The following is a 12,457-nucleotide window of genomic DNA, read 5'->3' on the forward strand; positions in this document are numbered from 1 at the left end:
CTCGGCGCGCCGCGGAGTGGCGCACGCAACGACGTTCGTATCTATAACGGTACGGTGCCGAGGACTATTCCGCACCGGTCGGCTCAGAAGAATCTCACGGAACTGATGGTGGCCCTGAAGCCGCCGTCCGTCTGCGGCAGTTCTGTGATCCAGAGGATGAGCTTGTCGGTCTCGACCTCATCATCGAACTCGACGGTGACAGCCCCATCGGCATCGAAGACGCCTTCGCCGATGACTTCTGCGTTCTCCGGGTCGTCCCCGTCGCGGATCTCGAACTTGCCTCCGGAGTTCGCCGATGCCACCTTCATCTTGCTGATGGTGGTCGTGTCCTCGAACTCGAAGAGCAGGCCGAGACCCGACTTGAGATTGCCGAAGTTCGCAGAGTTGTACCGGTCCGTGTTCCACGACCCCTCGGTCTTGGGAATGACGTTGTCGGTTTCGCTGTCGTGTTCCGATCCATCGCCCTCGGGGTCGAGGGATTCGACAGATTCGATCTTCGGCGGATCGGCCTCCGGAGTCGTCTTCTCTTCCTTCTTCGTCGGCTGCTCGCTCGGAGCCGAAGTTTCGGAGACCGGGGTGGGCTCCTCGTCTCCGGAGTTGTACCCGATGATGACGATGCCGAGCACGATTGCGGCGACGACCGCGAGGCCGAGAACCAACCACAGGAAAGGCTTCCGAGTGGCCGCGGGATCACGCTCGTCGGGATCTGTTCCTCCCGAACCGCCGCTTGCACCGCCAGAAGCAGGACTGCCGCCGGAACCACCGGCGCCGGCACCTCCTGCCGTCGAAGCAGCAGCGGCTGCGGAGCTCGCGCCCGCTGAACTCGACGACTTCGCTGCACCGCTGCCTGCACCGGCAACGCCTGCTGCTGCCGCAGCACCGACTGCCCCGGCGGCCTTGTTCCGGTTCTTCGCAGACGCAGCCTGTGCTGCATCGGTGGAATCGCTGTGCTGCTGGCGGGGTTTCCCGGCCTTCCGCTCGGCCGGGCGGACCGACGAGGAGGCCCCGGCCGCCTCGGCGCTGGGCTCACCGACGGAGTGCTGATCGTCCGCTGCACTGCGATCATCCACGGAATCCGGGGACAGTCGACGCATCTCCTTCGGTGGGGCGGCAGCATCGGCGTCCTGCGCTCGTGTGCCCGAACTCGCTTCGAAGGCAGCGAGGCGCCTGCGCGCCTCGTCCTCCTTGGCCTTCGCGATCCGACGTTCGCGTTCATACTCACGTCGCTGATGCTCGCGCTGCTGTTCGTTGGTTTCGAACATGCCGCCGAGGAACCAGGAACCGTCGTCCTCGTCCTCGTCGTTGTCCATGATCACGCGCGTATCGTTCTCATCACCCTCGTCGTCGTTGTCGGGGATGATCTCGAGTGCCTGAGTATCGGGATCCGAATCGTCGTCGCGACTCATGATCGGGGTCGTGAGGTTCTCGTCGTATTCGTGCTCTGCGTATTCCGAATACTGCGAATACGTCTGCTCCGGCTGCCATTCCTCCCAGTCCTGGGCGGCGCTGTCGAGCTGTTCCTTGGCGATGGGGAAACTCGAGGCTTCGCGCATCTGCATCCGGTCGGCATACCGGCCCGTGGTGTGTCCGATCACACCGGCAGCCAGTCCCCGAGTGCCCGGTCGGGTGATGCCGATACGCACGAGCGCGGCCTGCACCTGATCTTCGCTCGCGCTGGCCGAACCGTCAGGACCGGGCCCGATGGACTTCGATCGTGGTGCGGGCAGGCTGGTGGCTTCGTCGAAGCTGCGCGGCGACTGCTCGAACAGATGCTCGTTCTCCGCCGCAGGAGCACGATTGACGTAGCGCAGCAGTTGGGCATCCCAGGAGTCGATGTAGCCGAGGACCTCGGCGACCGAACCCGGGCCGGGATCCGCACCCGTGATGATTCCGCTGACGAAATCATCGAGTTTGTCAGGGACGTCGGGATTGAGCGCCTGCGCCCGGGCGATCCGGGCATTCTCCCTCTCCGCAGGAGGAATGCCGTCGAATGGCTCCTCACCTGGCCAGAACCCGGTCAGAGCCGCATAGAAGAGCTGAACGAGAGCGAGGGCGTCCCGCCGTGATGCCTTCGTCGGCGTGTAGTCCTTCTGCTCGACGAGCCCGGTGTCCAGCGCCAGTGCCGCATCGATGCCGATGCCCGCGATGACCACCGCACCCTTCGAGGTCAGACCGACCACGCTCGGCCGCAGGAACATATGGAACAGGCCTCGCCTGGCCGAGGTCACGAGGGCCGTGCCGACTTCCCCGATGAGCGCGCACGCGGCATCGACGGGCAGCGGCGAACGCGGCAGGATCTGGTTGAACGGCGTCACCGCGATACGTTTGATGACGATGTAGTCCAGCCCGTTGGAATGACCGACGTCGAGCGTCGGTGCGATGCGCGGGTCACCGAGGATCGATACGCGACGGGCGGCTTCGAGAACGTCGTTGGAGCCATCGGCATCGGCGACGAGGATGAGCACGGGCTCGTCGAGGATCGCATCGAGACCTGTGCAGACGGCGCCGACCTCGGGTTTCTCGGGAAGCCACCGACGGTCGACGGTCGATACGACATAACGGCCGGCCACCACCATGCCGGGTTCGATATCGATCAGGGCGACCACCTCCGGTGGGGATTGACGGGGCTCAGGCTGTTTTTCTTAGTTTTCCAGCAACCACGCCAATTATCGAATGCAACTCTCTGACTCTGAGCAAATAACAAGCTCCGATGAAGAACAGGAGCATCACGGTGCCGACGACGGCCGTGGTGATGAACGCCTGCCAGCGTCCTGCCAAGGCGAAGTCCGGGAAGAAGTAGAGCAGACCGAAACCTGCCCCACCGGCAATGATCGCGGCGAGGAGGAACTTGAGATGCGACGTGAGGATCTCACGCAGATCGATGGCGCCGAGGCGCTTCTTCAGGACCGCGAACGAGATGATCATGGCCATGAGGTATCCGAGGCTCATGACGAGCCCGATGATCGCCACCGTCACCGACTTCGGGAAGATCGTGGCCGAGAGCACCGCCAGGGACTGGAAGATGATCTGCGGCAGCTGGATGAGGAACGGAGTCTTCGCGTCCTCGTAGGCATAGAAGACCCTCTGCGCGAGATAGTTCGCGCTGAAGGGAATGAGCCCGAAGACCATTGTGATGATGACCAGACCGATGGCTGTGGCCTGTTCCCGACCCTCACCGGCGATGATCATCGCGACCGGGGTGGCGAGGACGATGAAGGCCACTGCGGCGAAGGAATTGACGAACCCGACCATCCGCACACCCATGGAGAAGTCGTTGACGACGGCTTCGGTGTCATCGTTCGCCGCGTCCTTGGCCAAGGAGGTGAACAGAGCCGTGGCCAGAGAGACCGCAATGAGCGAATGCGGGAGCATGAACACGAGGTAGGCGGTCGTATATGCGGCGTTCGAGGCGTTTCCGTCGCCGGGGATCGACGCCCCCGAGGCGACACGGGAGACGACGAGGAAGCCGATCTGGCCGATGAGCATGGCCGAGAACGTCCAGAACGCGACCTTGCCGGCCGAGCCGAGACCGACCCCGCGGAACCCGAATGTCGGCTTGTACTTGAATCCGATCCGCTTGAGTGGCCAGATGAGGATGAGAGCCTGGGCCGCGACACCGAGAGTGGCCGTGCCTGCGATGAGCGCGATCTTGTCCGGGGTCCATGTGTCGAGATCGTGCGGTGAGGCGTTGTTCGTGCCGAAGATGAGGATGAAGGCGGCAAGACCGGCGATCGCCACGACGTTGTTGAGCACGGGCGCCCACATATAGGGGCCGAACGACGACTTCGCATTGAGCACCTGGCCCAGCAGCGTGTAGAGACCGTAGAAGAACAGCTGCGGCAGGCACCAGAAGGCGAAGGCGGTGGCCAGGGCCAGCTGTTCGTGGCTCCACCCCGATGAGTAGAGCCAGACGAGCAGCGGTGCCGCAGCGGTGGCGATGATGCTCACGCCCGCCAGCAGCAGGAACGACAGGGTCAGCAGCCGGTTCGTGAAGTCGGCGCCGCCGTCGTCCCGTTTGGAGGCACGCACGATCTGCGGGACGAGCACGGCGTTGACGACACCGCCGGCCAGCAGCATGTACAGCGTGTTCGGCACCTTGTTCGCGATATCGAAGGCATCGGCCTGGACTGCGGTGACACCGATCGCGGTGGCCAGCATCGAGGCCTTGACGAATCCGAGCACACGCGAGGTCATGGTGCCGGCGGTCATGATCGCCGAGGACCGGGCCAGGGATGAGAAGCTGGACACGCTCTACCTCTTTTCGTTCTCGTCGGTCGTGGCGCGAGCCATCGCGTCGGCCAGCTGTTGTTCGGGGATCTTCGGTCGCCCGCGCGAAATGGTCTTGATCAAGCCGATCACGAACACGACGGCCAGGCCCAACCCGATCACAGCGGTGCCGATGTTCTCCCAATCGGCGCGCACCCGAACCATGAGTGATTCCTGTTCGGGCAGGACCACCTCGTCGGCGGTGACCATCTCGATCGTCGTCGGCACATCGGCGTTGGCGAGGCCTTCGACGGGCACATCCACACGCATCGTCTCCGCGGCGGGCACCTTCACGGTCTCCGTCTCCTGCGCTCGCAGCTGCGGGGTCTTCGGCTTCATCCTGATCCGCAGGGTCGCCTCGGCGGGGGAATCATTGACGATCGTCACCGGAATCGTCGTCTTCTCCCCGGTGACGAGGAGGACGGACGATCCCTTGCGCAGACGGAGGCTGTCCATGAGCTTCTCGCTCTGCTCACGGGCCTGACCGGCGCAGATGTTCGCATTCCGGCCCAGGGTCCACGCCGCCGAGGTGCAGGTGAGAAGCTCGCGGTCGAGTCGGATATCGGCGCTGTCACGGTCGCTGAAGACGCTGTTGAAGTCCTCTTGATTCGCCCGGGTCTCGGCCAGTGACTTCACGGCCTTCTTCCGGATGTGCGGAGCGTCGGAATCCGTCCGCAGCAGTCCGCGCTCCTCGGAGTCGGAGTCGAGGATCTCATCGACCCCGGTGGGGGCGATCCACGGTGCCGAGCTCAGTTCCTCGACGGTCTGCTCCCAATTCGCCGAGGCGGCCGCGCGTGGGAGCGGAACGAACAGGCTCCGGGAACGGTAGGGGGCCTCGGATTGGATGACCGCGGACTCGGCGACGAGTTCGGACAGAAGCCCGGCGGGGTTGTCCTCGGCGATGACCTCGGCGCTCATGTCCGTGAGCTTCGAATCGGAGATGAGGGTGTCGATCGTCGACTCCCCGTCATCGGTGATCGTCGTCTGCGAATGCGCATCATCGTGGATGCCGGTGATCGAGGGCTGCTGAGCATCGCTGATGATCGCGGTGGAATTGCCCGACTTCTTCAGCGCTCGCAGCCCGTTCTTCGTCGCGCTTCCTGCTACTGGCCAAGCGATGTCCGTGCGGGCATCGGGGAAGACATCTGTGACGATCGTGCGCTGCTTCTGAGCGAAGGTGCTCAGTCGGTCGATCTTCGTCCCGCGCAGCGCACTGAGGTCGGGATCGCCATAGGGCAGAGCGACGACCGTGTGCTTCTGTGCCAAGTCCACGAAGTCCTGGTACCAGGAGTCGAGACGCTTGCGCTGGTCTTCTGCGGCTTCGAGCTCGGCGTCGCTGGAATCGGCGTCGTCGTTCTCGGGCGCCCCGATCGGCGGCGACTGGGTCTCTTCACCGTCGCCCGTGTCGGGGCCCTCGGTCTCGACCGGTGAGTCGGCGGACGGAGATTCGGCAATCGCGGCTTCGAAGGAGACGATGACCCGCGGATCGATCGCCAGAGCGAGCTCTTCGTGTTCCAGCAGCTTCGCGATCATGTCGAGCGAGCCGCCTTCGGCGATGGCGGCATCGAGCCTGTCGGCGGGGATGAGTCCGCCTTCGGAGTGGCCGGGCAGGGTGACGGGAGCGAGCAGGCTGATCTTCGTCTGATCGAACTGCGGCTCCGGGTACCACGTGGTGAAGCCGAGGGCAGAGGCTCGCAGTCCGGTGTCGTCGCCGAGCTGGACCGCCAGCCCCCGTGGCCCCCACGTGCTCACGGGTGAGGACGTGCTCAGATCGAGGTCGTCGGCGGGCACACGGAACGTGAACTCTGCGGTGGCGCCGGGATCGATGGTGTCGTCGAACGAGGTGTCGAGGGTGCTTCCCGAAGAGTCATCGGTGTCGTTGTCCTTCTGCGCCTTCTTCCTCGCCTCGGGGCCATCATGGTCGAGATCGGCGACGGTGCGGTGCCGTGCCTGACCCTGCTTCCAGGAACTCAAGTCGGATTCGGAATCGAGCTTGCGGGTCGACATCTGCAGACTCAGGCTCGGCTTCTCGACTGCCTTCGTCGTCGTGTTCGAGATCTTTCCCCGCACGGTCAGCGTGCCTTTGTCATCGACCCAGGGAGTCACCTCATCGAGGGTGATCGAAACCTCGTCCTTGTTCGCATCGGTGCTCGCCTCGGTGCTGGCAGCGGCCGGGGCGGCTGTGATCAGCGAGTACGCGAAAACCGGCCCTGCGAGCAGCAGGAGCGTGCTCAGCAGGGCGGTGAGGAATCGCAGTCGGCGGATGGGAATGGGTTTCACTGCTCCAGTCGGGACACCATCGGTCGGGCGGCGGCGACGATTCGGCGCTCATTGGCGAAGGAGAGTCGTGAGCGCAGGTCATTGAAGGGCACCCACGCCGCATCGATCGCTTCTTGGTCAGGATCATTATCCACGGTCAGAGTCCCCGACTGTGCGCGCAGCAGGAAATGGTGGACGAGTTTGTGGATCCGGATTCCGGTCACGGTGAACCAGTAGTCGACGGTTCCCAGCGGGCAGATGATCTGCCCGGTGATCCCGGTCTCCTCTTCGACCTCACGGCGGGCCGCCTCGGCGGGGGTCTCCGTTCCCTCGAGATGTCCCTTGGGCAGGCACCATTCGATCCGTCCGGCGCGATTGATCCGGGCGATGACGGCCACGGTCAGCAACGGGTGAGAGAAGTCGACAACGATGCCACCGGCGGAGATCTCCTCCACTGTGGTGCGGCGGGACGTGCGGGGTCCCGGCTTGGGCATCGGTGTGGTCATTCTCCTACCTTAGTAGGCGAAGCTTGGAAGTTTCGTGTCATCTGCTCCCGGTAGTCTTATGGAGACCGGAACTCGCGCCTGGATGCGGGAGGTGAGTTCCCCTGGGCAAGAGCAGAAATCTGAAGAACCGAAGGAGCTCGGTGGATCCGCAGACCGCGCACAACCGACTGCACGACAAGCTCGACGAACTCGAGCACATCCTCGGCCCGCTGGGTCAGAGGTTCTCCTCAGCCGGTTTCGAACTCGCCCTCGTCGGCGGTTCCGTCCGCGACGCGCTGCTCGGCCGGTCCATGCCCGACCTCGATTTCACCACCGACGCGCATCCCGATGACATCCTGGCCCTGATCGCCGACTGGGTCGACACGCACTGGGACATCGGGCGCGAATTCGGCACCATCGGGGCCGTGAAGTCCGGGGTGCAGATCGAGATCACGACCTACCGTGCCGAAGCCTACGAAGAGGATTCGCGCAAACCGGTGGTCGCCTTCGGCACTGACCTCGACGCCGACCTCGTCCGCCGCGACTTCACGATCGGGGCGATGGCGATCCGTCTGCCCTCGAAGACCTTCGTCGACCCGCATCAGGGATTCGACGACCTCATCGCCGGTCGCATCCGCACTCCGGGGGCAGCCGCGGACTCGTTCTCCGATGATCCGCTGCGGATGATGCGCGCGGCTCGGTTCACCTCCCAGCTCGGGCTCGATCCCGTGGCTGAGGTCGAAGAGGCGATGACGGCGATGGCCGATCGGATCGAGATCATCTCCGCCGAACGCGTCCAGGTCGAACTCGTCAAGCTCATCACCGGCATCGACCCGGTGGCCGGAATCGACCTGCTGGTGCGCACCGGCATCGCCGATCATGTGCTCCCCGAGGTGTCCGGACTGCAGCTCGAGACCGACGAGCATCATCGGCACAAGGACGTCTACCAGCATTCGCTGACCGTGCTGCGTCAGGCCGTCGAACTCGAGGGCCGGTATGCCGCGGCCCAAGAGGAGGCCGGAATGGCCGACGACGATCCGCAGCGCCTGCGGGTGCCGGACTTCGTCGTTCGCTTCGCGGCGCTCATGCACGATGTCGGCAAACCCGCCACTCGGCGCTTCCAGCCCGGTGGTGCTGTGACCTTCTACCATCACGATGCGGTGGGTGCGAAGCTCACGGCCAAGCGGATGAAGGCGCTGCGCTTCGACAAGGACACGACGAAGGCGGTCGGTCGCCTCGTCGAACTGCATCTGCGCTTCTACGGCTACGGCGACGCCGGGTGGTCCGATTCGGCGGTGCGCCGCTATGTCACGGATGCCGGGCGGCTGCTCTCGCGGCTGCACATCCTCACCCGCGCGGACGTGACCACCCGCAACAAACGCAAAGCCGACAGGCTGGCGTTCGCCTATGACGATCTGGAAGAGCGCATCGAAGCCCTGGCGAAACAGGAGGAGCTCGATGCGATCCGTCCGGATCTCGACGGCAAGCAGATCATGGCGATCCTCGACATCGAACCATCGCCGCTGGTGGGCAAGGCGTACAAACACCTGCTCGAGCTGCGGATGGAGCACGGACCGCTCGGTCCCGAACGCGCCGAGGCGGAACTGCGGGAATGGTGGGAAGCCCACGGACAGTGATGGGCCCTCGCTGGGCCGTTGGCCTCAGATGAGCGGTGCCGTTGGCCTCAGATGAGGGTCAACCGGGGTGGAGAGCCGTTCCTGAATTGTTACTGAAAGTACTTCCGTAGTAATCTGTATTCGGCGGTAATCTGCCGATGACAATGGGCATTGTCGCTGTAGTAATTGAGAACTTCCCTTTTGCAATGACCAGTTGACTGGGGGGACCTCTGTCTCCCCGCTGATCGTTTTGGAGAGAGTACATGGACGTACCATTCAGACGCGGACGCGTCGCCATCACCGCGGGGGCAGCCGCTCTGGCTCTCGTCGGTATGAGTGCCTCTTTCGCCCAGGCCGCTCCTGCCGACCTGCGCGAACAGTCGGCTCAGCAGCAGGTCGGCAGCCAGGCCTCCCCGGGCCAGAGCGCCGCCGATCTCACAGGCGGCCTCACCGCTGAAGGGCTCGTCGAACAGATCGTCGGCTCCGGAGTCGACGTTTCGAACGTGACCTACACCGGTGCCGATACTGCTGCCGGCACGGTCTCAGGTGTCACCGACCTCGGCATCGAATCGGGTGTGGCGCTGTCGTCGGGAGCCGTGAGCGGGGAGTACTCCTCACTGCTGGGCCCGAATTCCGATGATTCGATGTCGACCATCTCAGGCACCGCCGGAGATGCCGATCTCGATGCGATCGTCTCACCCAATTCGACGAACGACGCGGCGGTGCTCGAATTCGACTTCGTGCCCGAGACCGATCAGATCGCCTTCACCTATGTGTTCGGCTCCGAGGAGTACAACGAATACGTCGACAGCTCGTTCAACGATGTCTTCGGCTTCTTCGTCAACGGTGAGAACTGCGCCGTGACCGATTCAGGTGACCCGGTCACGGTCAACACCATCAACAACGAATCCAACGCTGGCCTCTACAATGACAATTCCCAGGAGGCCGACACCCCGTTCGACACCGAGTTCGACGGATTCACCGATCCGCTCGTCTGCGCAGCTGCGGTCACGGCCGGTGAAGCCAACCACATCAAGCTCGCCATCGCCGATACCTCCGACGAGATCCTTGACTCCGCTGTCGTGATCGAACAGGGCACGTTCAAGGCGAACACTGCTCCGGTGGCCGAGGACAGCGACTTCACGACGACGCTCGACACTCCCGTGGAAACGCCGCTGGATGCCAGTGACGTCGACGGCGACGCCCTGAGCTACACCGTCGTCGATGAACCTGCGAACGGCACGCTCACCGGCACCGGGGCCGATCTCACCTTCACCCCCGACTCGGGCTTCCTCGGCGAGACGAGTTTCACCTTCCGGGCCAATGATGGAGCCGCCGATTCGAACCTGGCCACGGTCACGGTCACGGTCGCCGAGGAGCCCACCGAGGCTCCGACGGATGAACCCACCGACGAACCCACCGAAGCTCCGAGCGATGAACCCAGCGATGAGCCGACCGAGACTCCGAGTGACGAGCCCAGCGATGAGCCCACGGACGAACCGACTCCCGGCGGTGAGCTCCCGCGCACCGGTGTGGACGCCGCGGTGACGATGGGAGCGGCCGGCCTGCTGCTGCTCCTCGGCGGTGCTGCAGTGTTCCTCACCCGCAGGAACCGTCGGAGCTGACCGAGTGACCTCGGCAGCGAACTGAGCGACCTCCATTACGGTCACTGACAAGGGCATCGGCCCCGGACGAATCCGGGAGCCGATGCCCTTGTCATCTGTGTGCGGCCGAAGAAATCCCACCCCGGCGGAAGTCGGATCAGACCGACTGGTAGATTCGACACCACAGACGAATGTGCCAGACATCACATGACGACACAGTCGGTGGCGTGGCCGATGACGTGAGGAGATCACAATGACAGTGACCGACGAGTTCAGGGCAGCCCGAGATCAGCTGATCGAGCTCCGCAGCGACTACGATGCCGCCCGCGAACAGTTCGAATGGCCGCGTCTCACGCACTTCAACTTCGCGCTCGACTGGTTCGACAAGATCGCCGTGAACAACGACAAGCCCGCCCTGTGGATCGTCGAGCAGGACGGAACCGAGGGCAAGTGGAGCTTCGCAGAACTGTCCGCCCGGTCGAACCAGGTGGCGAATCATCTCCGTCGAGCCGGGGTCAAGCGCGGCGACCACGTCATGGTCATGCTGAACAACCAGGTCGAGCTGTGGGAGACGATGCTCGCCGGCATCAAGCTCGGTGCCGTGCTCATGCCCGCCACGACACAGCTGGGCCCCATCGACCTCACCGACCGGGCCGAGCGCGGTCGGGCCGAGTTCGTCGTCGCCGGCGCCGAGGATGCCGCGAAGTTCGATGACGTCGATGTCGAAGTCGTCCGCATCGTCGTCGGCGGGGAGCCCACCCGCCAGCAGGACTACAGCTATGCCGACGCCGATGACGAGAGCACCGAATTCGACCCCCAGGGCAGCTCGCGCGCCGATGACCTGATGCTCCTCTACTTCACCTCGGGCACCACCTCGAAGGCGAAGATGGTCGCCCACACGCATGTCTCCTACCCGGTGGGTCACCTCTCGACGATGTACTGGATGGGCCTGACGCCCGGCGACGTCCACCTCAACGTCGCCTCGCCCGGGTGGGCCAAGCACGCCTGGTCGAACATCTTCACCCCGTGGATCGCCGAGGCCTGCGTCTTCCTGTACAACTACTCGCGCTTCGACGCCAACGCTCTCATGGAGACGATGGACCGCGTGGGAGTGACGAGCTTCTGCGCCCCGCCGACCGTGTGGCGCATGCTCATCCAGGCCGACCTGGGCCATTTGAAGAATCCCCCGTCGAAGGCCCTCGGTGCCGGCGAACCCCTCAACCCCGAGATCATCGATCGCGTCCACAGCGAGTGGGGCGTGCTCATCCGCGACGGGTTCGGCCAGACCGAGTCGACGCTGCAGATCGGCAACTCTCCCGATCAGGAGCTCAAATACGGTTCGATGGGCAAGGTGCTGCCCGGTTTCGATGTCGTGCTCATCGACCCGGCGACCGGTGAGGAAGGCGACGAGGGTGAGATCTGCCTGCGCCTCGATCCTCGGCCCATCGGTCTGACCACCGGGTACTGGAGCAATCCGGAGAAGACCGCCGAGGCCTTCGAAGGCGGTGTCTACCACACCGGCGACGTGGCTTCCCGCGATGAGGACGGCTACATCACGTATGTCGGTCGCGCCGACGATGTGTTCAAGGCCAGCGACTACCGACTCTCCCCCTTCGAGCTCGAAAGCGTGCTCATCGAACACGAGGCCGTCGCCGAGGCGGCTGTTGTGCCCTCGCCGGATCCGGTGCGACTGGCTGTGCCCAAGGCGTATGTCGTCGTGTCGAGCAAGTTCGCTGCCGATGCCGATACTGCACGGTCGATCCTCGCCTACTGCCGTGAGCACCTGGCACCGTACAAGCGCATCCGACGCCTAGAGTTCGCCGAGCTGCCGAAGACGATCTCCGGCAAGATCCGTCGCGTCGAGCTGCGGGCCCGCGAAGACCAGCTGCATCCGTTCAGCGGCAAACCCGTCGTCGAGGGCAACGAGTACGCCGATACGGACTTCGACCTCAAGGGCTGAGGGCGAGGCTGCGCTCGTTCAAGCCGGTGGACTGTTGAATGTGAGCAAACACGCATCCGTCATAGTTGATTCTCAAGTCGTGAATTAAAATTCCTGGTGAGATGCCGAATGCAGGGTTAGTCGGAGAACTATTCGGTAACCCGGCAAGTCTGCAGGGCCTCAGGCTCAGCACTTTTTCAACCTCTACTAATGAATGCGTGCGAGACTGATTGGCGTCTTTGACCTTTTTCGGACCTCGTCGCCACGCATTGCGGCAGGCTGACTGAC

At 64.0% G+C, this 12,457-nt stretch carries 7 protein-coding genes; 3 read left to right on the forward strand and 4 right to left on the reverse strand.

Annotation, left to right across the window (positions count from 1 at the left end; all coding sequences use genetic code 11):
• Positions 1 to 83: 83 nt before the first annotated feature.
• Genes BLIN9172_RS18110 through BLIN9172_RS09460 form a run of 4 tightly spaced genes read right to left on the reverse strand, consistent with a single transcriptional unit; the run spans position 84 to position 7,031 of the window.
• Positions 84 to 2,606 carry a protein kinase family protein gene (locus BLIN9172_RS18110; RefSeq protein WP_170286882.1) on the reverse strand — a complete coding sequence of 841 codons (2,523 nt, stop codon included), beginning with the start codon at positions 2,604 to 2,606 and terminating at the stop codon, positions 84 to 86.
• Positions 2,607 to 2,628: 22 nt separating this feature from the next.
• Complete coding sequence (gene murJ / locus BLIN9172_RS09450) at positions 2,629 to 4,248, reverse strand: murein biosynthesis integral membrane protein MurJ (RefSeq protein WP_101554847.1); 1,620 nt, start codon at positions 4,246 to 4,248, stop codon at positions 2,629 to 2,631.
• 3 nt (positions 4,249 to 4,251) lie between these two features.
• Positions 4,252 to 6,546, reverse strand: a complete 2,295-nt coding sequence (locus BLIN9172_RS09455; RefSeq protein ID WP_240812031.1) for a DUF6049 family protein — start codon at positions 6,544 to 6,546, stop codon at positions 4,252 to 4,254.
• Complete coding sequence (locus tag BLIN9172_RS09460) at positions 6,543 to 7,031, reverse strand: NUDIX domain-containing protein (RefSeq protein ID WP_101554848.1); 489 nt, start codon at positions 7,029 to 7,031, stop codon at positions 6,543 to 6,545. Before BLIN9172_RS09460 ends, BLIN9172_RS09455 begins: the two co-directional genes overlap by 4 nt.
• Positions 7,032 to 7,171: 140 nt before the next feature.
• Between BLIN9172_RS09460 and BLIN9172_RS09465 the strand changes: the two genes are divergently transcribed.
• From BLIN9172_RS09465 to BLIN9172_RS09475, 3 genes are all read left to right on the forward strand, one after another.
• A complete protein-coding gene (locus tag BLIN9172_RS09465) occupies positions 7,172 to 8,647 on the forward strand; it encodes a CCA tRNA nucleotidyltransferase (RefSeq protein ID WP_101554849.1) in 1,476 nt (491 codons plus the stop codon).
• A 242-nt stretch (positions 8,648 to 8,889) separates the two neighbouring features.
• A complete protein-coding gene (locus tag BLIN9172_RS09470; protein WP_101554850.1) occupies positions 8,890 to 10,251 on the forward strand; it encodes a choice-of-anchor L domain-containing protein in 1,362 nt (453 codons plus the stop codon).
• 232 nt (positions 10,252 to 10,483) lie between these two features.
• Complete coding sequence (locus tag BLIN9172_RS09475) at positions 10,484 to 12,190, forward strand: AMP-binding protein (protein ID WP_101554851.1); 1,707 nt, start codon at positions 10,484 to 10,486, stop codon at positions 12,188 to 12,190.
• The last annotated feature ends 267 nt before the right edge of the window (positions 12,191 to 12,457 follow it).

Origin of the sequence: Brevibacterium linens ATCC 9172 (genome assembly GCF_900169165.1) — a bacterium.
GTDB classification, from domain to species: Bacteria; Actinomycetota; Actinomycetes; order Actinomycetales; family Brevibacteriaceae; genus Brevibacterium; species Brevibacterium linens.

Bases quoted from the DNA above. Each gene is read 5' to 3' on its own strand.
- BLIN9172_RS09460 (WP_101554848.1), bottom strand. From the start codon at position 7,031: ATGACCACACCGATGCCCAAGCCGGGACCCCGCACGTCCCGCCGCACC.
- BLIN9172_RS09475 (WP_101554851.1), top strand. From the start codon at position 10,484: ATGACAGTGACCGACGAGTTCAGGGCAGCCCGAGATCAGCTGATCGAG.
- BLIN9172_RS09470 (WP_101554850.1), top strand. From the start codon at position 8,890: ATGGACGTACCATTCAGACGCGGACGCGTCGCCATCACCGCGGGGGCA.